This is a genomic window from Corallococcus macrosporus DSM 14697 (genome assembly GCF_002305895.1).
GTDB lineage: Bacteria > Myxococcota > Myxococcia > Myxococcales > Myxococcaceae > Myxococcus > Myxococcus macrosporus.
Genome location: NZ_CP022203.1, coordinates 8,156,716 through 8,175,381, shown reverse-complemented (window position 1 = coordinate 8,175,381; position 18,666 = coordinate 8,156,716). Strand labels below are relative to the sequence as shown.

At 71.2% G+C, this 18,666-nt stretch carries 19 protein-coding genes; 9 read left to right on the top strand and 10 right to left on the bottom strand.

Going from position 1 to position 18,666, the window contains the following annotated elements; translation table 11 throughout:
- Nucleotides 1-24: 24 nt before the first annotated feature.
- The gene (locus MYMAC_RS33190) at nt 25-699 is read right to left on the bottom strand and encodes a dienelactone hydrolase family protein (RefSeq protein ID WP_095960968.1); all 675 of its coding nucleotides are present in this window, start codon (nt 697-699) and stop codon (nt 25-27) included.
- Between the two features lie 105 nt (nt 700-804).
- On the opposite strand from MYMAC_RS33190, the gene MYMAC_RS33185 reads away from it, so the two are divergent.
- Complete coding sequence (locus tag MYMAC_RS33185) at nt 805-1,308, top strand: GreA/GreB family elongation factor (protein ID WP_095960967.1); 504 nt, start codon at nt 805-807, stop codon at nt 1,306-1,308.
- A gap of 7 nt (nt 1,309-1,315) precedes the next feature.
- Here the strand turns inward: MYMAC_RS33185 and MYMAC_RS33180 are convergent, their stop codons facing one another.
- Nucleotides 1,316-2,032, bottom strand: a complete 717-nt coding sequence (locus tag MYMAC_RS33180; RefSeq protein ID WP_095960966.1) for a class I SAM-dependent methyltransferase — start codon at nt 2,030-2,032, stop codon at nt 1,316-1,318.
- Nucleotides 2,033-2,168: 136 nt separating this feature from the next.
- On the opposite strand from MYMAC_RS33180, the gene MYMAC_RS33175 reads away from it, so the two are divergent.
- From MYMAC_RS33175 to MYMAC_RS33155, 5 genes are all read left to right on the top strand, one after another.
- Complete coding sequence (locus MYMAC_RS33175) at nt 2,169-2,600, top strand: hypothetical protein (RefSeq protein WP_095960965.1); 432 nt, start codon at nt 2,169-2,171, stop codon at nt 2,598-2,600.
- Between the two features lie 118 nt (nt 2,601-2,718).
- On the top strand, nt 2,719-3,444 hold the full coding sequence (locus tag MYMAC_RS33170; protein WP_095960964.1) for an SDR family oxidoreductase: 726 nt from the start codon (nt 2,719-2,721) through the stop codon (nt 3,442-3,444).
- Nucleotides 3,441-4,280, top strand: coding sequence for a dihydroneopterin aldolase (locus MYMAC_RS33165; RefSeq protein ID WP_013937486.1), 840 nt, complete (start codon nt 3,441-3,443; stop codon nt 4,278-4,280). Before MYMAC_RS33170 ends, MYMAC_RS33165 begins: the two co-directional genes overlap by 4 nt.
- Before the next feature lie 69 nt (nt 4,281-4,349).
- Nucleotides 4,350-5,129 carry an SDR family NAD(P)-dependent oxidoreductase gene (locus MYMAC_RS33160; RefSeq protein WP_095960963.1) on the top strand — a complete coding sequence of 260 codons (780 nt, stop codon included), beginning with the start codon at nt 4,350-4,352 and terminating at the stop codon, nt 5,127-5,129.
- Between the two features lie 40 nt (nt 5,130-5,169).
- Complete coding sequence (locus MYMAC_RS33155; RefSeq protein WP_095960962.1) at nt 5,170-5,919, top strand: queuosine precursor transporter; 750 nt, start codon at nt 5,170-5,172, stop codon at nt 5,917-5,919.
- Nucleotides 5,920-5,934: 15 nt separating this feature from the next.
- Here the strand turns inward: MYMAC_RS33155 and MYMAC_RS33150 are convergent, their stop codons facing one another.
- The 6 genes from MYMAC_RS33150 to queD all read right to left on the bottom strand — a co-directional run bounded on the left by MYMAC_RS33150 (nt 5,935) and on the right by queD (nt 10,314).
- On the bottom strand, nt 5,935-6,843 hold the full coding sequence (locus MYMAC_RS33150) for an alpha/beta fold hydrolase (protein WP_095960961.1): 909 nt from the start codon (nt 6,841-6,843) through the stop codon (nt 5,935-5,937).
- Complete coding sequence (locus MYMAC_RS33145; protein ID WP_095960960.1) at nt 6,840-7,964, bottom strand: alpha/beta fold hydrolase; 1,125 nt, start codon at nt 7,962-7,964, stop codon at nt 6,840-6,842. The genes MYMAC_RS33150 and MYMAC_RS33145 overlap by 4 nt, the downstream gene beginning before the upstream one ends.
- Nucleotide 7,965: 1 nt before the next feature.
- Complete coding sequence (locus MYMAC_RS33140; protein WP_095960959.1) at nt 7,966-8,409, bottom strand: hypothetical protein; 444 nt, start codon at nt 8,407-8,409, stop codon at nt 7,966-7,968.
- A gap of 51 nt (nt 8,410-8,460) precedes the next feature.
- On the bottom strand, nt 8,461-9,024 hold the full coding sequence (locus MYMAC_RS33135) for a Uma2 family endonuclease (protein ID WP_095960958.1): 564 nt from the start codon (nt 9,022-9,024) through the stop codon (nt 8,461-8,463).
- A 138-nt stretch (nt 9,025-9,162) separates the two neighbouring features.
- Nucleotides 9,163-9,912 (bottom strand): bifunctional NADP-dependent 3-hydroxy acid dehydrogenase/3-hydroxypropionate dehydrogenase YdfG, encoded by a 750-nt coding sequence (gene ydfG / locus MYMAC_RS33130; RefSeq protein WP_095960957.1) that lies wholly within the window; start codon nt 9,910-9,912, stop codon nt 9,163-9,165.
- A 39-nt stretch (nt 9,913-9,951) separates the two neighbouring features.
- A complete protein-coding gene (queD, locus tag MYMAC_RS33125) occupies nt 9,952-10,314 on the bottom strand; it encodes a 6-carboxytetrahydropterin synthase QueD (protein WP_013937494.1) in 363 nt (120 codons plus the stop codon).
- A gap of 402 nt (nt 10,315-10,716) precedes the next feature.
- Between queD and MYMAC_RS33120 the strand changes: the two genes are divergently transcribed.
- The 3 genes from MYMAC_RS33120 to MYMAC_RS33110 all read left to right on the top strand — a co-directional run bounded on the left by MYMAC_RS33120 (nt 10,717) and on the right by MYMAC_RS33110 (nt 16,323).
- Complete coding sequence (locus MYMAC_RS33120) at nt 10,717-12,378, top strand: right-handed parallel beta-helix repeat-containing protein (RefSeq protein WP_239989170.1); 1,662 nt, start codon at nt 10,717-10,719, stop codon at nt 12,376-12,378.
- A 65-nt stretch (nt 12,379-12,443) separates the two neighbouring features.
- Nucleotides 12,444-14,414 (top strand): PAS domain S-box protein, encoded by a 1,971-nt coding sequence (locus MYMAC_RS33115; RefSeq protein WP_239989169.1) that lies wholly within the window; start codon nt 12,444-12,446, stop codon nt 14,412-14,414.
- Nucleotides 14,404-16,323 carry an ATP-binding protein gene (locus MYMAC_RS33110; protein WP_095960954.1) on the top strand — a complete coding sequence of 640 codons (1,920 nt, stop codon included), beginning with the start codon at nt 14,404-14,406 and terminating at the stop codon, nt 16,321-16,323. Before MYMAC_RS33115 ends, MYMAC_RS33110 begins: the two co-directional genes overlap by 11 nt.
- 9 nt (nt 16,324-16,332) lie before the next feature.
- On the opposite strand, the gene MYMAC_RS33105 is transcribed toward MYMAC_RS33110, so the two are convergent.
- Nucleotides 16,333-17,442: a bifunctional methionine sulfoxide reductase B/A protein gene (locus MYMAC_RS33105; RefSeq protein WP_095960953.1), complete on the bottom strand. Its 1,110-nt coding sequence runs from the start codon at nt 17,440-17,442 to the stop codon at nt 16,333-16,335.
- Between the two features lie 227 nt (nt 17,443-17,669).
- Nucleotides 17,670-18,548, bottom strand: coding sequence for a GspE/PulE/PilB domain-containing protein (locus MYMAC_RS33100; protein WP_013937500.1), 879 nt, complete (start codon nt 18,546-18,548; stop codon nt 17,670-17,672).
- Nucleotides 18,549-18,666: the final 118 nt, after the last annotated feature.

Below are 18,666 nucleotides of genomic sequence, written 5' to 3'. Positions count from 1 at the left end.
TGCGCTCCTTCTTCCGCGCGAGGCTCAGCCGAGCTTCGCGTGGAGGAAGTCCACGGTGCGCTGCCACGCCTTCGCGGCGTTGTCCTGCGAGTAGACCTCCGGACGCGTGTCATTGAAGAAGGCGTGCTGCGCGTCGTAGCGGTGAATCTCCGTGGGCACGCCGCCGCCCTTCAGCTTCTGCTCCAGCGCATCCACCCGCGCGGGCGAGCACCAGTCGTCATTCTTCGCGAAGTGTCCCAGCACGGGCGCGCGGATGCGCGACACGTCGGCGGCCTCCTCCGGGGGGATGCCATAGAAGGGCACGGCGGCGTCCAGCCCCGGGTCGTTCGCGGCGGCCAGCAGCGTCAGCGCGCCGCCCATGCAGAAGCCCATGATGGCCACCTTGGTCCCTGGCTTGCGCGCGCGCAGGGCCTCCACCGCGGCGCGCAGGTCCGCCGTGGCCTTGCCCCAGTCCAGCGCCTTCAGCATGGCGTTGGCCTCGGTGGCGTCCTTCGTCACGCGGCCGTCGTAGAGGTCCACCGCGAAGACGGTGAAGCCCTCGCGCGCCAGCCGGTCCGCCACGTCGCGCGTGTGCCCGTTGAGCCCCCAGTACTCATGGATGAGCACCACCGCTCCGGGCGCGTCGCCCTTCGGGGCTTCGCTCAGATAGCCCGCCAGTGCCTGGCCCTGCTTGCCGATGAGCTGCGTCCGTCCTGTCATGGCTTCACCCTTGCGAGGTAATGGAAGGGGGCGCAGCTTAACGGCCGGCTCCGCGCGCGCACACTTGAACCGGCGGTCGTGCCCGCTTCGTGACAGAGGGTTGGCATGTCGAAGGCATTCACGAAGGAGGACTCGGGCGATGAGGGCGTGCTGCCCGTCCGCCCTCGCGCGTCCTCGGGTGAGAAGCGCTACATCACGCCAGAGGGCTACCGGGCGCTCCAGGAGGAGCTGGCGGCGGCGCAGGGGCCGGACCCCATGGCGGGCGAGCTGACGGAGCTGGAGGCGGGCGTGCGCCGCAAGGAGCGCGAGCGGCGCGCACAGGAGCTGGCGGCGGTGCTGGAGGAGGTGCGCGTGGTGGAGCCCGACGCCGCGCAGGTGGGCCGTGTCTTCTTCGGCGCGTGGGTGGCCCTGGAGGACGAGGACGGCGGCCTGGCGCGCTACCGCATCGTCGGGCCGGATGAATCCGACGTGAAGGCGGGGCGGCTGAGCGTGGAGTCGCCCCTGGCCCGGGCGCTGCTGGGAAAGGAAGTGGGCGAGTCCGTCGTGGTGGAGCGCCCGCGCGGCGCCGTGGAATACACGGTGACGTCCGTGGACTACACGGCCCCGTGAGTCGCGCTCAGCGCTTCGTGGCGATGACGGTGCTCAGCACGGTGAAGGGCTCCGGCATGAGGCCGTCGCGCACCTCCACGGTGAAGCCCTCCGCTTCGAGCAGCGCGCGGGCCCGGGGCACCAGGAACGTCAGGTAGTACATGACGAAGGGCGGCTTCCACAGCGCGTTGCGCGCGCGCATGGCCGCGTTGAAGCCCTTGGCCAGCCAGTAGCCAGGCCGCAGCTTCGACGGCGGGTGCGCGGTGACGAAGACGAAGCGGCCCCCGGGGCGCAGCGCGCGGGCGATGCCGCGCACGAGCCGGGGCTCGTCCTCTTCGAGGATGTGGCCGAAGGCGCCGAAGCTGGTGACGACGTCGAACCCGCCTTCGAAGGGGAGCGCCAGCGCGTCACCCCGGACGAACTCCAGGGCCGCGGTGCCGGGCGCCTCCGCGAGTCGCAGGCGGGCCTCGTCGAGCATGCCCTGGCTGAGGTCGAAGCCCACGACGCGCTCCCGCGCGAGCGGACGCAGGAGGCGCATGGCCGCGCCGGTGCCGCAGCACACGTCCAGCGCGCTGCCCACGCTGCCGGGCGCGCCCACCTGGGCGATGGCTGCCTCCAGCACCGCGTCCGGCGTGCGGAAGGGCGTGTACTCGAACTTGGGCGCGAGCAGGTCGTAGCCGTGCTCGACGGAGGTGAGGGCCTGCGCGGCCAGCTCCCGGAGGGTGGGCCCCTTGCGGTGGAACATGGTGGCTCCGGGTGTACCGCACCCACACCGGCGCTCCCCTCTGAAAATGCGGCCGGTATTGGCCATTGAATGTTCCGCGGGGGGCCCCGTCAGAAGGTTCAAGCAGGACGACGCAGGACGATGGAGGAGGACGACAATGGCGCTCAAGACGGGTTTCGCGGTGCTGGCCTTCGGAATGATGCTCCTCGGCTCCACGGCCGCGCACGCGAAGGACGACAGCAACGAGAAGGGGCGGTTCTCCCAGCAGCACCGGCATGACAACCGCGGCGGCAACTTCGGTGTCCACGTCGACGCCCGCCGCCACCCGGGGCCCGCGCCGCTGCCGCCGCGGCACGCTCGGGGCCGCTACGAACTGCAGACCGTGAATCGCTGGGTGCAGGGCCGCTACGAGCGCGTGTGGGTCCCCGAGGTGTGCCGTGAGCGTGGCAACCGCCGCGCGCGGGTGACCCGGTGCACCGGGGGCTTCTACGAGCAGCGCTGGATTCCGGCCCGCTACGAGCCGGTCCAGGAGTGGGTGTGGGTGGCCTTCGCGCCGGGCCGCGTCCACGTCGCCAGCGCCATCCGCTGAGGTTCGAAGGTTTGGGGGACCGCGCCGCGGGCGCGCCGGGTTCGGGGGAGCCCGGCGCGCCTCGCGGCAGCAGGTCCGAAGTGGCTTTCCCCGCTGGGCCTGTTAGTGAATGCGCTCCATGGCGACCGCATTCATCACCGGGGCTGGCATCCGCATCGGCGGCGCGGTGGCCCGGGCGCTCGGACGCGCCGGCTATGACCTGGCGCTCCATGCGAACCGCTCGCTCGAACCGCTGGAGGCGCTGGCGGAGGAGCTCCGAGGCCTCGGCCGTCGCGTCACCCTGCACGCCGCCGACCTGAGCCGCCCGGAGGCGGTGGAGTCCCTGGCCGCGCAGGTGCGTGAGGCCTGGCCCGCGCTGGACGTGGTGGTCCACAACGCCGGCCTCTACGAGCGCTCCGACTTCGCCGACATCTCCCGCGACCAGTACCGCGCCATGATGGCGGTGAACCTGGACGCGCCCTTCTTCCTCACCCAGGCCCTGCTCCCCGCGCTGCGCGCCGGCAAGGACCCGCTGGTGGTGCACCTCACCGACGTCGGCGGGGAGCGGCCGGTGAGCCACTACGCGCACTATTCGGTGAGCAAGGCGGGCCTCATCATGCTCACCCGCGCGCTGGCGGTGGAGCTGGCCCCGCACATCCGGGTCAACGCCGTGTCGCCCGGCACGGTGGCCTTCCCCGAGAGCTTCGACGCCGAGGCCCGCGACGCGGTGCTGCGCCGCATCCCCATGGGGCGCGAGGGCAGCGTCGAGGACGTCGCCCGCACCGTCGTCTTCCTCGCCCGCGAGGCGCCGTACATCACCGGGCAGGTCATCGCCGTCGACGGCGGGAGGAGCGCACAGCTATGAGCGCGGAGCACGCATTCCATCCCCCCGTCGTCACGACGCCGGAGGGCCAGCCGCTGGACGTCATCGAGCTGCGGGGCCTCACGGTGGACTGCATCGTGGGCATCTTCAACCGCGAGCGCGTCGCGGCCCAGCCGCTGCGGTTGGACGTGGCCCTGTTCCTGGACACCCGCGCCGCCGCGGTGGGCGGCAAGCTGGCGCACACGGTGAACTACGGCCGGCTCGCGGGGGAGCTGCGCTTCCTCCTGGAGGCGTGCCGCTTCGAGCTGCTGGAGTCCGCCGTGGAGACGGTGTGCCGCTACGTGCTGGCGCCGCCCACCGACGACGTCCCGCGCGCGCAGGTCCACGCGGCCACGGTGCGGGTGACGAAGCCGCAGGCGCTGGGGGGGCTGGCGGTGCCGTCGCTCCAGATTCACCGCACCGCCGCGGAGATGGTGTACGCGCGGGAGGAGAAGGGCTTTGGCCGCGTGGACATCATCCACGAGGGCGCGGGCTACGGCGTCTACCGGCTGCGGGTGAAGCCGGGTGGCTGCATCCCCACGCACGTGCACCAGCGGATGGAGGAGAGCGAGCTGGTGTTGGGCTCGGGGCTGCTCCTCCAGTTCAAGCCGGTGGCGCGGGGCATGGCCTTCCACTGGCCGCGCGGCTTCCTGCACCGCTACGACAACCCCTCCGCCACGGAGCAGACGGTGCTCTGCGTGGACAGGCCGGGCTTCATCCCGTCGGACGAGGTGGAGACCGAGCCGCCGCCGGAGGGGCTGTTGCCCGTCACCGGCCACTCCTATTACCCGCTGGATGAGCCCGCGGCGCCGGGCTCCCCCGCGGAGCACCAGCCGTGAGGAGGGGAGGGCGCCGGGGGGCGTGCCCAACGGGAGCGCCATGGCGGGGGTCTTCAGGGAGCGCCCTTCATGAATGAGGTGGGCACGCGCAAGGTGCTCGTCACCGGTGGTGGGACGGGCATTGGCCGCGCGGTGGCGGAGGCCCTGCTTCGCGCGGGCGGGCAGGTGGTGGTGTCGGGCCGGCGCGCGGAGGTGCTGGAGTCGCTGATGGCGGCCTGGCCAGGGCAGGCCTTCGCGCTGCCGTGCGACCTGGCCTCGCCGGAGGCCCGCGAGGGCCTGCTGCGCCGTGCGGCCACGATGCTGGGGGGCCTGGACGGCTTCGTCCACAGCGCGGGCCAGGTGGTGCACCAGCTCCCGGGCCACATTGGCGAGGACGCGCTGCGGGCGCAGCTCGAAATCAACCTCGTCGCGCCGCTGCGGCTGGGCGAGCAGGCGCTGGAGGTCCTGGCGCCGGGTGGGGCGCAGGTGTTCATCGCGTCCACGCTGGCCACGCGGCCCGTGGTCACCAGCGCGGTGTACAGCGCGGCGAAGGCGGGGCTCCTCCAGGTGATGAAGGTGCTGGCGTTGGCCGGGGCGGCGAAGGGCGTGCGCGCCAGCGCGGTGCTGCCGGGCGTGGTGGAGACGGACATGGTGCGCGAGGTGCGCCTGGCGCCCGGTGAAGGGGCGCTGCCGGGGCCCGAGCACGCGCGGCGGCAGGAGGCCCAGCTCGCGGGCCTGCGGGCGCTGCATCCGCTCGGCCGGCTCGGGCGTCCCGAGGACGTGGCCGGGGCGGTGCGCTACCTGCTGGGCGCGTCGTGGCTCTCCGGCTCCGAGCTGGTGCTGGACGGGGGGCTACTGCTCCGGGAGTGAGGCGCGGTATGACGCGGCCTCGGTTCACAAGGACGACGGGATGCTCCTCGACAGACGGCTTCAGCTCTTCGTGGTGTTGGCGGGGGTGTTCGTCACCTCGCTGGTGGTGGGCGACATCATCGGCGTGAAGCTGTTCGAGGCGAAGGTGGGGCCGGTGGTGGCGGTGATGTCCATTGGCATGCTGCCCTTCCCGGTGACGTTCCTCCTCACCGACATCCTGAACGAGTTCTACGGGAAGAAGGCGGCCCGCTTCGTGACGTGGGTGGGCTTCTTCATGGCCATCTTCGCCTTCATCGTGATTGGCATCGCCGTGCAGGTGCCGTGGGCCCCGCTGACGCGCGCCAACGACTACACGGGCACGGTGGAGAACGCGTTCAACAACGTCTTCGGCGGCTCCCAGCGCATCCTCGTCGCGTCCATGATTGCGTACCTGGTGGGCCAGTTCTGCGACATCGCCATCTTCAACGGGCTCAAGCGGCTGACGCGCAACCGGCTCCTGTGGGTGCGGGCGACGGGCTCCACGTTGGTGTCGCAGCTCATCGACACGGTGGTGGTGCAGTACGTGGCGTGGACGGGCGTGCTGCCCAACTCCACCATCGTCAGCATCATCTACACGTCCTACGTGGTGAAGCTGCTGGTCGCGGTGGGCCTGACGCCCTTCATCTACCTGGGCCACGCCTTCGTCGAGCGGAAGCTGGGCATCGCCCCCGTGGTGCTGGGGGAGAACGGCGAGCCCCTTGCCCCGCCCGCGCCGCCAGCCACCCCCGCGGAACAGTCCCGCGCCGCCTGAGCGCGGGGCTTCGTCTCAGCGTCCCTGCTGGACCAGCGGCGTGAGGATGTCCGTCCAGTGGGTGAAGATGGAGAAGTGCCCACCGCCGGGGAAGAAGCGGGGCACGGCGCGCGGAATGCGGTTCGCGAGGTACTGCCCCATCTGCGTCGGGACGATGCTGTCGCCCTCCCAGTACCAGAGGTCCACCTCCGTCCGAATCTCCTCCAGGGGGACGTTCCACGGCTGCGCGAGGATGTGGGCCTCGCGGCGCATGCCCGCCACGCCCTTGCGCGTGGCCTCGTAGCGCCAGCCCTGGACCTGCGCGGCGATGCGCGGGTCGGCGAGCACCGCGCGGTCATCCGCCGACGCCTGGGCGCGCAGGCCCGCCAGCGCCCGCGCGGGGTTGGCGCGCACCTGCCGGTCATGCATGGCCATCAGCGGGTGCAGCACCCACTCCGGCCACGCGGCCATGGTGTACGCGTTGCGGTAGTCCCGGTTCACACCCGCCATGGCGCCCGGACGGGCCAGGGGCGCCGCGCCGGAGACGAGCGCCGCGCGGGTGAGGCGCTCCCCCAGCTTCCACGCGGACGCGGCCACGTAGGGCCCACCGGCGGACACGCCGAAGAGGGCGAAGCGGTCAATCTTCAGCGCGTTGGCGAGCTGCTCCAAGTCCTCCGGGAAGTCGAGCAGCGTGCGCCCGGGCTGGTAGTCCGACAGGCCATAGCCCGGCCGGTCCGGCGCGATGAGGCGCACGCCCAGCGCGTGGGTGAGCCGGTCATCCGGGTGACGCATGTGGCGCGAGCCCGGGTTGCCGTGGATGAAGAACACGGGCAGGCCGCTCAGGTCGCCGGATTCGACGTAGGCGAGCCGCCGGCCGTCCCTCAGGTGGATGCTGCCTTCGCGGACCTGCACGCCCATGGCTTCGGTGTCGGACGAGACGTTCATGGCTCCATCGGCTTCGAGCGCGCGCCAATCCACGCGGAAATGGAGGGCCACACCTTCGTCGCCCCCTTGCTGGAGGCGGACAGGCCGATGTGGCCCACCGGGTAGCGCCGCGTCTCACAGTCCTTCGAGCCGACCAGGGTGTTCAGCGGCTCGCTCATCGCGGGCAGCGCGATGGTGTCGTGTTCGGCGATGACGTTGAGGATGGCGCACTGGATGCGGCCCAGGTCCACGCGCTCGCCGCCCACTTCCATGAGGCCCTGGGGGAAGAGGTTCTGCTGGTAGCAGTCCTTGATGTACTGCCGGTACACCTCGCCCGGGAAGGGCACGGGGTCCGAGCCCCAGCGCTCCATGGCGAGGAAGGTGGTGACGAACTCCGGGTCGTCGATGCGGCGGCACACCTCCAGCCAGCGGGTGAGGCGCTGCACCGGCGCGGCCATGAGGAAGCCGCTCTCCAGCACCGGCGTGGGCACGTTGCCGTAGGCGTCCACCAGCGAGTCCACGTCGAAGTGGTTGGCGGAGGTCCACAGCGTGTAGAGGCCGCCCTTGCTGAAGTCCACCGGCGTGGCCTGCGCCACCAGGTTGCGGACGCCCTCGGGGTACAGGGCCGTGTACGCCAGGGCCATGGTGCCGCCCATGCAGTAGCCGTAGAGCGTCAAGTCCCGGCTCTTGCTCACGCGCAGCGTCCAGCGCACCGCCGTCTGGATGAGCCCGCCGAGCAGGTCATCCCAGGTGAGCCGCTCCTCGTCCTGCCCCGGCACACCCCAGTCGATGGCGTAGACGTCGTAGCCCTCGCGGGTGAGGTGCTCGATGAGGCTGCGCCCCGGCAGGAAGTCGAGGATGTACCAGCGGTTGATGAGCGAATAGACGAAGAGGATGGGCGTGCGGTGGCGGCGGCGCGGGGCCGCGTAGCGCAGCAGCCGCATGCTGCCGCGCGTGTACACGACGGTGTGCGGCGTGGCGCTGATGGGCGACTCGCGGACGCCCGAGGCCCTCTCGATGAAGGGCTTGAGGTACGGGTACGGATTGAAGGGCCGCGACTTGAGCGCGTGCGCGACGGCGCGAGTCAATTCGACCTGGCCGGTGACGAAGGAGCGAAGACGCTGGGGCGTGGACGCGGGCATGTCAGCGGCGGCGCTTGGAGGGCGCGCGCTCCTTGGACGTGGGCTCGGGGGACTCGGGCTCCTGCGGCGCGGCCTCCTGACGGTGGAGCAGGTCCACCACCAACTCCAACTGGGTGCCGAGCGCCTCCACCTGGTCATTCATCCGGCGGAGCTGGTCGCGCAGGTTCTCCACCTCGGAGGTGGTGGGCAGGCGCAGGGTGCGCAGCGCGCCTTCCACCAGGCCGTTGCGGCGGATGCGGGCGTTGAAGCCCTGACGCATCAGGGTGCCGCTCACGCGCAGGTACGTGGGGCTCTCCGTCACCTTGGCGGCGGCGCGGGTGAGCCCCTGCTCGGCGCGGGTGAACACCTTGCCGGTGCGGGTGTCCGGATGGGTGAGGTGGCCCAGCAGCTTCAGGCCGCGGGCGAGGAGCCCCTGGGACGGCGGCGGTCGTTCCGGATGACTCATGGGAGGGCAGGTTATCCCAACACGCGGCGTTGGGGACGCCACGGCCGGGGCTCAGCGCTGCCAAAGTGAACCGAGATTCAACTTTTGTGCCTCGAAGGGTTCGGCATGAACGGTGGCGTCGCCGGTGTGGGCGCCCAGTCGCTGCCAGCGCTCGCCCTCACGCCGGTAGATTTCGAGGAGCTGGATGCGCGGGTCCACGAGCCACAGATGGTTCACGCCCTCGCGGGCGTAGTGCGTCATCTTCCGCGAGCGGTCCAGGGCTGCGGTGGAGGGGGACAGGACCTCGCAGAGCCAGTCGGGGGCGAGTTCCACGCCGACCACGTCCGGAATCTCCGGCATGCGTTCGCGCCGCCACCCGGAGAGGTCTGGCACGAGCACGTTGCAGCCGAGGTGCAACTCCGGCTTGGGGAGGATGACCCAGCCGCCCGGGCCTTCCGCCCCGAGTTCCGGGTCGAACGGTGCCAGTTGCTGGCCGAGTCGGATGGCAGCCCTGCCGTGAAGCGTCCCCGGACGGGGGCTGACGTGCAGCTCACCGTCGATGATTTCCCCGACGACATTTAGAGGGAGGCGCTCCAACGCTTCGTAAATCTGCTCCGGCGGTGGCTCGTCACCCATATCCCCAGGATGCGGCCATGCCTGGGGCCTCGCAAGTCGCGCCCCTTCTCGTCCGTGGATGGCTTCGCTCATGTGTCGAGCATGCGCCATACCTCTGACATCCTCCAGGGTGTGGGAAACCCCGGACGTCCTCCCGCCTCAGCCCTGCCGCTTCACCGGCAGGGGCCCGAAGGACTGCGACACCGGCATCAACGACATGACGTTGATGTTCACGTGTGCCGGCCGCGTGGCCACCCAGTGCACCGCGTCCGCGATGTCCTCGGGCGTCAGCGCCTGGGTGTTGGCGTAGACGGAGGCGGCGCGCGTGTCGTCGCCCCTGAAGCGGACGTTGGAGAACTCCGTGCCGCCCACCAGGCCGGGCTCGATGTCCGTCACGCGCACGGCGGTGCCATGCAGGTCCGCGCGGAGGTTGAGGCTGAACTGGTGCACGAAGGCCTTGGTGGCGCCGTACACGTTGCCGCCGGGGTAGGGCCACTCCGCGGCCACTGAGCCCATGTTGACGATGTGGCCCCGGTTGCGCGCCACCATGCCGGGCAGCACCGCGTGCGTGCAGTACAGGAGGCCCTTCACGTTGGTGTCCACCATCGTGTCCCAGTCCTCCACGCGCGCCGTCTGCGCCGGGTCCAACCCCAGCGCCAGGCCCGCGTTGTTGACCAGGACATCCACCTCCGCGAAGTCCGCCGGCAGCGAGCGGATGGCCCGCTCCACGGCCTCACGGTCCGTGATGTCGAGCGTCAGGGGATGCACCCGCTCGCCCAGCTCCGCGCGCAGCGCCTCCAGCCGCTCGGTGCGCCGCCCGGAGGCGATGACCCGCGCGCCGTCCTGGATGAAGCGGCGGGCGATGGCCAGCCCGAACCCCGCGGTGGCTCCGGTAATCAGAACGTTCATGGCGGTCCCCTCGAGGAGCCAGCCCCGCGAGGGACCGGCTCAGTCGTCCTCACCCTGATAGACGCACCCACTGGTGCATGTCTCACGGACCACCACCCGGCTGAGCAGGGGCAGGCCCGGACGCAGGCGCTTCCAGATCCACCGCGACAGATTCTCGCTGGTGGGGTTCTCCAGGCCCTCAATCTCATTGAGGTAGTAGTGGTCCAGCTTCAGCCGCAGGGGCTCGAAGGCCTCCTTGAGGTCGGAGAAGTCCATCACCCACCCGGACTGCTCGCCCACTGGGCCGCTGACGTGGATCTCCACCCGGTAGCTGTGGCCGTGCAGCCGGCTGCACTTGTGGCCGGGCGGCACGTTGGGAAGCCGGTGCGCGGCCTCGAAGGTGAATTCCTTGAAGATGTTCAAGGTGTCTCCTGACAGCGGGTGGAAGGCGGCTCATATCTCGCGCGCTCCTCCCGACGTCAAGCTACGCCCTGCCTCCCTGAGACACCGGAATGTCTCGCCCCGCCGCGCGCCCACTCGCCCGGGGGCGCCCGGCCCGGCCCTTCGCTCCGTGTGAAAAAGCCCGGGAATAATTCCCCCAGCGCGTTGCACACATCACACTTCAGCTCCCCGCGAAGGCCCACCTGTCGGTGAGCCGAAGCATCCACTCCAACCCCGCGAAACCGCGTTTCCTGTCTCCTCCCTCTGCGTCCCGGCAGGCAGGGGTTGCCGCGCCCGGAGGGAATGAACAGCGCGGGGCCCGGAATTGGCGGCCGTCCTCGCGAGCGCCTCCCGCGCCGCGACCCACACCAGGAGTCCGCCAGGATGCGCAACCGCTCGCCGTGGTCCACGGCCCTCTGCTCCGCTGCCCTGCTGTCCTTATTGGCCTGCAATGGCAAGGTGGAGCTCACCCAGGAAAGTGGTGCGCCACCGGGCTCCAGCGAAACGCCGTCGACGGGCAACCCGTCCGTGCCCGGCACGCCCTCCACGGATGACGAAGACGACACGCCGGACCCGTCGGAGCCGCCGCCCGTCATCGTCGACATTCCCTCCCCGAACCCGGAGCCGCCGCCCCCCGAGCCGCAGCCGGAACCCGAACCCGAGCCGGAGCCCGAGCCCCAGTACACGCGCGTCCTCTGGGTGGCGCCCAACGGCAGCGACAGCGCCTCCGCCACGGAGACGGCGCCGCTGCGCACCGTGACGCGCGCGCTGGAGCTGGTGCGTCCGGGCGAGGCCATCTTCCTGAAGACGGGCAACTACGCCGAGCGCCTCAAGCTGGAGGAGAAGGGCGGCTCGGCGAACAAGCTGCTCACGCTGCGGGCCGCGCCGGGAGCGAAGCCGGTGGTGAAGCCGTCCGGGAGCGGCTCCGCCCTGGTGGACGTGCGCGGCGCGTACTGGAGCATCGAGGGGCTCACCATCGACGTGGCGGGCAGCGCCTCCTTCGCGGTGCTGTTCCGCGGCGTGGGCTCCCACCACGGCGTGCTGCGGAACTCCACGGTGAAGAACGGCACCGCGGGCGCGGGTGTCAACGTGTGCGAGAAGGCCAGCGACGTCCTCATCGAGGGCAACACCATCTCCCACTTCAACCGCGACGGGGACGACAGCCACGGCGTCATCGTCCAGACGACGGCGCGCAACGTGGTGGTGCGCGGCAATGACATCCACCACAACTCCGGGGACGCGGTGCAGTGCATCGGGCCCGAGGGCGGCGCCACCATCTCCGGCACGCCCTTCGACAACCTCCTGGTGGAGGACAACGAGCTGCACGAGAACCGGGAGAACGGCGTGGACGTGAAGACGTGCACCCGCGTCACGCTGCGCGGCAACATCATCTGGGGCCACGAGTCGTCGTCCACCTCGCGCGGCGAGGGCGTGGTGGTGCACCTGTCCGCCCGGGACGTCACGCTGGAGGACAACGTCTTCTACAACAACGGCCGCGCCATCAGCATCGGCGGGGTGCGCCAGGGCGCGCCGCCCACCAACATCGTCGTCCGCCGCAACCTGGTGCGGGACGGGCTGGGCGGCGGCGAGGAGGGCAGCGGCATCCGCGTGGACACCACGTCGAACGTGAAGGTGCACCACAACACCGTCTGGAACATGCCCGGGCCCTGCCTCACCTTCGGCCACGGCGACACCGGGGCCAGCGCCAGCCTGGACGTGCGCAACAACGTCTTCTCCGGCTGCGGCGTGGCGGTGCGCGGCGGCCCCGGGCGCTCGGGGGCGGTGGTGGACGCGAACCTCTACTTCCGCAACGCGGGCTCGGCCGTCTACCGCCTCAACGGCGTGGACATGGGCTTCTCGCAGTGGCGCTCGCAGAGCGGGCTGGACGGCCGCTCCCAGGAGAAGGCCCCCGGCTTCGTCAATATCGACACCGGGGACTTCCGCCTGGGGTCGGGTTCGCCCGCCCTCAACGCGGGGCTGTCGCTGGGGTTGACGTGGTGCGGGCCAGGCCCGGACCAGGGCGCCTTCGAGTCGGACTGCCCCTGAGCCGCCAGGGCGTGTAGAGTGGGGGCCCCTCTGCCCTGGACCCCACTCTCCACGTGCCGTCCTCGTTGGAATTCGTATCCGGCATCGCCCTGGTGCCCCCGGACTCACCCGCGCGGGAGCTGCTGGCCGCGGCGGCCACGCGTGCGGGGCTGCGGGTGGTGGACGGCCTCGAGGAGGCCTCCCTCGCGCTGGTGGACCTCACCGCGCCGGGAGGGCTCGCCGCGGGTGAGGCCCTGCTCGACGCCGCCCTGGCCGCGCACCTCACCCTGGTGGTGTTGGTGGCGCCAGGGGAGGGCGCCTTCGCCACCGCCCAGTCCCTCAAGCCCGCGGACGTCGTCACCGCACCGGTGGCCCTGCACGAACTGGCCTGGCGGCTCCAGTGCGCCGCCGAGCGCCACGTGGAGCGCGAGGAGCAGGCGCGCAGCCAGGAGGACCTGGCGCTCCTGCTGGAGCTGACCGCGGACTACGCGGAGACGTCCGACGTGGAGGCGCTGCTGCACGGCGTCACCCGGCGGCTGGCGGAGAAGCTGGACATCGCGCGCGCCACGCTGGTGATGCTCGGGCGCAGCGCGGACGAAGGCATCATCGTCGCAGCCAGCGACGACCCCACGCTCAAGGATCTGCGCATCGACCTGTCGCGCTACCCGGAGATTCGGGAGGTGATGCGCACGGGCAAGCCGGTGGTGATGCAGGAGGCCTCCACCCACCCGCTGCTGGGGGACGTGGAGCGGCGCGCGGTGGCCGCGCGGGGCATCCACGCCATCGCCGCGCTGCCGCTGCCCATCCGCGGGCAGGTGCGCGGCGTGCTGCTGCTGCGCGCCGCGGGCCGGCGGCGCACCTTCACGCCGCGGGAGATTGATTTCCTCACCACCGTGGCGCACGCCACCGCGGTGGCCCTGCGCAACGCGTCCGTGCTCCAGTTGGTGCGAGGGCAGACGGAGGCGGAGAAGACGGCCCGCCTGGCCGCGGAGGAGCAGGCGGCGTCGTTCAAGCCGTACCAGCTCTTCTTCGCGCACGTCAGCGAGGGCGTGGCCATCCTGGACGACAAGGCCTGCGTGCTGTCGCTGAACCCCTCCGGCGCGGCCATGCTGGACGTGGAGGCGCCGGACGCGCGCGGCCGCCACCTGCACCAGGTCACCCAGCCGGTGGATGAGAACGTGCTGATGGAGCTGGTGACCACCGCCGCGCGCGGCGAGGCCCGCTCCGGCGCGGACGTGCAGGTGTGCACCCGCACGGGCCGCCGCCTGACGCTGTCCATGTCCGCGGCGCCGCTGCGCGACGAGGAGGCGGCCACCATCCTCTCCTTCCGCGACGTCACGGACGCGCGGAAGCTGGAGGAGGAGCTGCTCCAGACGAAGGACTTCCTGGAGCGGCTCATCGACTCGTCGGTGGACGCCATCATCGCGGCCGACCTGAAGGGGCGCATCATCCTCTTCAACAAGGGCGCGGAGGCGCTGTGCGGCTACACCGCGCAGGAGGCGCTGGGCGGCAGCTTCACCGTCCACCAGCTCTACCCGCCGGGCGTGGCGAAGCGGGTGATGGCCATGATTCGCGCCCCCGAGCACGGCGGCAAGGGCCGGCTGTCCCTCATCCGGGAGGAGCTGGTCCACCGCTCCGGTGAGCGGGTGCCGGTGAACATGACGGCCTCCATCGTCTACGAAGGGGGGCGCGAGGTGTTCAGCGTGGGCATCTTCACGGACATGCGCGCGCGCATGCAGTTGGAGCGCAAGCTGTCCGACGTGGAGACGCGGCTGGAGGAGAGCGAGAAGAGCGCGGTCATCGTCGCGCTCGCCGGCACCGCCGCGCACGAGCTGAACCAGCCGCTCACCTCGGTGATGGGCTACGCCGAGCTGCTGAAGCGGAAGCTGAAGGAAGACGACTTCGCCTGGAAGCCGGTGGACATCATCTACCGCGAGGCGGAGCGCATGGCGGAGATCGTCCGGAAGATTGGGAAGATTACCCGCTACGAGACGAAGTCCTACATGGGGGCGCAACAGATTCTCGACCTGGACAAGGCCACCTCCCATGAAGACTGAGACCCGAGCCGTGCGAATCGCCGGCGGCGGCCCTGCCCCGGAGTCCTTCCAGGCCCTCTTCGAGGCGCTGGACGCCCCCGCGGCCATGTGTGACCCGGCCCTGCGGCTGGTGTCCGTCAACGCCGCCTTCCGCCGCTTCTGCGCGGACCAGCACGCCTCCGTGGAGGAGGTGGCGCGCACCCTGGCCGGCGCCAGCGTGCCCGCGGATGGCGCGAGCTGTGACGTGGAGCTGCTGCCCGACCTGCCCGGCGTGGTGCTGACGCTGTCCCGCCGGGGGGACGTGGTGGCCGTCCGCGCGCGCAACGAGCCGGAGCTGTCCCGCAACCGGCTGGTGGTGGCGGAGCGGGCGCTGCTGGAGCAGGCGCGCACCGAGGGCGTGTTGCTGGACCTGGGCCGCAGCGTGGCCGAGGCCGGCGGCGAGGAGGAGCTGGTCGCCGCGGTGGCGCGCGGCGTGAAGGAGCTGTTCCCCGGGCGCTCGTTCTGCATCCGCATCACCGACGCGCGCACGGGGGGCCTCACGTCGCTCTACGCGGAGGGCCGGCTGAAGGAGGGCGCGCACGAGCCGCTGGTGCTGATGGAGCGCGCGGTGGAGAAGACGAGCCTGGACCGCGCGTCGCTGCCCGGGGACCGCGTGGCGGTGCTGAGCGAAGTCCCCCTGCTGTTCCAGGACAGCACCCACGGTGTGAGCGCGCCGCTGGTGGCCAGCGGGCAGCTCTTCGGCGCCATCAACATGGAGTACCCGGCGGGCTTCGTCTCCGACGTGCCGCACGACGAGCGGGTGCTGCTCCAGCTCGCGAACCAGGTGGCGGTGGCGGTGAAGAACGCGAAGCTCATCGACGAGCTGACGTTCGTCCGCAAGTACCTGGAGGACCTGCTGGAGAAGGCCAACGCCCTCATCCTGGTGGCGAACCGGGACAAGCAGGTCGTCGTCTTCAACCAGGCGCTGAGCGCGCTCACCGGCTTCGGCAAGGAGGAGGTGCTGGGCCGGGACTTCTTCTGGCTCATCCCGGAGAGCGAGCACCTGCGGCTCAACCAGGTCATTGGCGCGGCGATTCGCGGCGAGCCGGTGAACAGCTTCGAGACGCGGCTGCTGACGCGCAACGGCGCGGAGGTGCGCGTCTCCTTCGCCACGTCCTCCAAGCTCTCCCAGCACGGGGAGGTGGAGGGCGTCATCGCCATCGGGCAGGACATCACGGTGGTGAAGGAGCTGGAGAAGCGCATCATCCACGCGGAGAAGCTGGCCTCCATCGGGCAGCTCGCCGCCAGCGTGGTGCACGAAATCAACAACCCGATGACGGCGGTGGCCACGTACGCGGACGCGCTGCTGCAGCGCTCGCGGATGACGCCGGGGGCCAACCCGGCGGACCAGGAGAAGCTGCGCAAAATCCTGGAGAGCAGCCACCGCATCCTGCGCTTCACCCGAGATTTGGTCAGCTACGCGCGCCCGGCGCAGGACCGGCCGGAGCGGGTGCAGCTCAACGCCGTCGTGGACATGGCGGTGGGCTTCTGTGAGCACGTGGTGTCCCAGGCGCGCGTCAGCGTGCAGCGCGAGTACGCCGAGCTGCCGCCGCTGTCCGCGGTGCGCGCCAACCTGGTGCAGGTGTTCGTCAACCTCATCACCAACGCGTGCCACGCCATGCCGCCGGGCGGCTCCGTCATCCTGGCCACGGGGCGTGACGGCCAGGACGCGGTGGTGAAGGTGCGCGACACGGGCACGGGCATCGACCCCAAGCACCTGCAGCGCATCTTCGAGCCCTTCTTCACCACCAAGCCGGAAGGCAAGGGCACCGGCCTGGGCCTCTCCATCTGCCAGGGCATCGTGGAGAACCACGGGGGCCGGATGACGGTGGAGAGCACCCTGGGCGAGGGCACCACCTTCATCGTCCGCCTGCCGCTCCAGCAGGGCTGAGGCCGCGCGTCAGTCGCGCAGGTAGTGGCAGGTGTAGCCGCCCGGGTTCTTCACCAGGTAGTCCTGGTGATAGTCCTCGGCGGGGGTGAAGGCAGTGGCGGGGACAACCTGCGTCACGACGGGGCGGGGCCACTTCCTGGACGCGTCCACCCGCGCCTTCACGGCCTCGGCCACGCGCTTCTGGGCGTCGGACAGGTAGAAGATGGCGGAGCGGTACTGCGTGCCCACGTCGTTGCCCTGGCGGTTGAGCGTCGTCGGGTCGTGCATGCGGAAGAACCACTGCTCCAGCAGCGTCTCGTACGTCAGCCGGGTGGGGTCGAACACCACGCGCACGGCCTCGGCGTGGCCCGTCTTGCCCGAGCTCACGTCGCGGTACGTGGGCTTCGCGAACGCGCTGGAGCCGCCGGTGTAGCCGACCTCTGTCCGCACGACGCCCGGAATCTTGCGCAGCAGGTCCTCCATGCCCCAGAAGCACCCGCCCGCCAGCAGCGCCGTCTCCGTGAAGGGAGACGCGTCCGGCCGCTTCGCCGCGGCGGCCGGGGCAGGGCGGCCGAAGAGCGGCAGCCACGCCCCATAGCCTTCCTTGGCCAGGTCATTCACGGACACGAAGCGCAGGGCCGCGGAGTTGATGCAGTAGCGCAGCTTCGTGGGCCCGGGCCCGTCCCCGAAGACGTGGCCCAGGTGCGAGCCGGCGGCCTTCGAGCGCACCTCCACGCGCTCCATGCCCTGCGTGGTGTCCTTCTTCTCGACGACGCGGGCGCCGTCCACGGGGCGCGTGAAGCTGGGCCAGCCGGTGCCGGAGTCGAACTTGTCGCGCGAGGAGAAGAGGGGCTCGCCGCTCACCACGTCCACGTAGAGGCCCTCTTCGTGGTGGTTCCACAGCGGGTTGCGGAAGGCGGGCTCCGTGGCGCCCTGCTGCGTCACCTCGTAGGCCAGCGGGGACAGCGTGCGCCGCAGCTCGGCGTCCGAGGGCTTCTCGTAGCGGCGGCTGTCCTGGATGGTGGGGGCGGGCGAGGCGGGCGCGGCGCCGTGGGCCTGGGTGCACGCGGACAGCGCGGCCAGCGCCGCGAGGGCCAGCGGAAGGAACCGGCGGGCCAGGGATGGGGGGGCGGTGGTCATGGACGCGGTCTCCGGAAGTCCCCGCGCGCGCGGGGAGCTTCGGTGAGTACGCGCGAGGCCCCGAAGTGGTTTCCGTTGAAGTGTCACGGCCCCGGGCTCGCCGGGCATGCAGGCAGGTGCCTCGCGCGCACGGGGCGACTTGCTCCGATGGAGCGGCGACCGCTTTCCGGCGCTCCAGGAGGTGCGGCGCACGCCATGGGCCGGACGCTTCCCGGCCCGGCGCGCGCTCACGACTCCCCGCTGGCCTTGTCCTCGTCGTCCAGCTCGCGGGTGAACTCCTCGTTCGTCAGCAGGCCCTTGCGCGCCATGATGCGCATCAGCGCCCAGAACTTCCGCTCCAGCTCCTCGATGCGGTCAGGGTCCTCGCGCGCCTGGCCGAAGAGGTAGTCCAGGTCGTCCAGCACGCCGCCCGCGTTCGCCGCGGCGGCCTTGGGCTTCGCGGCGCCGCCCTGTCCGCGCTTCTGCCTGCTCTGCTCCTCACGCGCGCGGATCAGCTCCGCCAGGGACGTGCGCTGCGTCGCCTCGCCGGGCGGCAGCTCCTCGCCGATGATGACCTCCTCGTCGTCCTCGGGCGGAGGTGCCGCGGCGGGGGGCGCGGCCTTCACCGGCTTCGCGGCGGGCCTGGCGGGCGCCACGGGGCGGGTGGCGGAGGGCGCCGCCACGGGCACCTTGTGGTAGTAGCGGAGGATGGCGCCGCGCACGGTGGACAGCGGCGCCACGCGCGGGCTGACCTTGAGGCCGGTGGTGAACTCAATCTCCTCCACCGCCGTCACGTTGAGCGGATCACTCATCGCCACCACGAGCTGCTTGCGGCCGCCCACGCTCTCCAGCGCGATGGGGAACAGGTCGTGCTGCTCGCAGAAGCGCGCGCGCAGCATGTGCACCGCCGCCCACTCCGGCGTGGTGGCGGAGAGGTCCACCCGCTGCATGCCCAGGGCCTGGCTCAGCGCGCCCGCGAGCGTCGCTTCCGTGATCGCCCCCTGCGCGATGAGGGTGGCCCCCAGCCGCTGTCCTGATTTCCGGTGAGCCGCGAGCCCCGCCTCGAGCTGGGCGACGCTGATCGCCCGCTGCTCCAACAGGAGCTCGCCAATGCGCTTCCTCGCCATGACTCCGGCCTTAACACGCGCGACGAAACCCAGGAAGCAAGCGCGGTGTCACATCCGGAGGCACTTGGGAATACCCCCCAAAATGCCCGCAATGCTGCCTGGAGTCCGGCCTGGCAAG

Bases quoted from the DNA above. Each gene is read 5' to 3' on its own strand.
- MYMAC_RS33190 (WP_095960968.1), bottom strand. From the start codon at position 699: ATGACAGGACGGACGCAGCTCATCGGCAAGCAGGGCCAGGCACTGGCG.
- MYMAC_RS33185 (WP_095960967.1), top strand. From the start codon at position 805: ATGTCGAAGGCATTCACGAAGGAGGACTCGGGCGATGAGGGCGTGCTG.
- MYMAC_RS33180 (WP_095960966.1), bottom strand. From the start codon at position 2,032: ATGTTCCACCGCAAGGGGCCCACCCTCCGGGAGCTGGCCGCGCAGGCC.
- MYMAC_RS33175 (WP_095960965.1), top strand. From the start codon at position 2,169: ATGGCGCTCAAGACGGGTTTCGCGGTGCTGGCCTTCGGAATGATGCTC.
- MYMAC_RS33170 (WP_095960964.1), top strand. From the start codon at position 2,719: ATGGCGACCGCATTCATCACCGGGGCTGGCATCCGCATCGGCGGCGCG.
- MYMAC_RS33165 (WP_013937486.1), top strand. From the start codon at position 3,441: ATGAGCGCGGAGCACGCATTCCATCCCCCCGTCGTCACGACGCCGGAG.
- MYMAC_RS33160 (WP_095960963.1), top strand. From the start codon at position 4,350: ATGAATGAGGTGGGCACGCGCAAGGTGCTCGTCACCGGTGGTGGGACG.
- MYMAC_RS33155 (WP_095960962.1), top strand. From the start codon at position 5,170: ATGCTCCTCGACAGACGGCTTCAGCTCTTCGTGGTGTTGGCGGGGGTG.
- MYMAC_RS33150 (WP_095960961.1), bottom strand. From the start codon at position 6,843: ATGAACGTCTCGTCCGACACCGAAGCCATGGGCGTGCAGGTCCGCGAA.
- MYMAC_RS33145 (WP_095960960.1), bottom strand. From the start codon at position 7,964: ATGCCCGCGTCCACGCCCCAGCGTCTTCGCTCCTTCGTCACCGGCCAG.
- MYMAC_RS33140 (WP_095960959.1), bottom strand. From the start codon at position 8,409: ATGAGTCATCCGGAACGACCGCCGCCGTCCCAGGGGCTCCTCGCCCGC.
- MYMAC_RS33135 (WP_095960958.1), bottom strand. From the start codon at position 9,024: ATGGGTGACGAGCCACCGCCGGAGCAGATTTACGAAGCGTTGGAGCGC.
- ydfG (WP_095960957.1), bottom strand. From the start codon at position 9,912: ATGAACGTTCTGATTACCGGAGCCACCGCGGGGTTCGGGCTGGCCATC.
- MYMAC_RS33120 (WP_239989170.1), top strand. From the start codon at position 10,717: ATGCGCAACCGCTCGCCGTGGTCCACGGCCCTCTGCTCCGCTGCCCTG.
- MYMAC_RS33110 (WP_095960954.1), top strand. From the start codon at position 14,404: ATGAAGACTGAGACCCGAGCCGTGCGAATCGCCGGCGGCGGCCCTGCC.
- MYMAC_RS33105 (WP_095960953.1), bottom strand. From the start codon at position 17,442: ATGACCACCGCCCCCCCATCCCTGGCCCGCCGGTTCCTTCCGCTGGCC.
- MYMAC_RS33100 (WP_013937500.1), bottom strand. From the start codon at position 18,548: ATGGCGAGGAAGCGCATTGGCGAGCTCCTGTTGGAGCAGCGGGCGATC.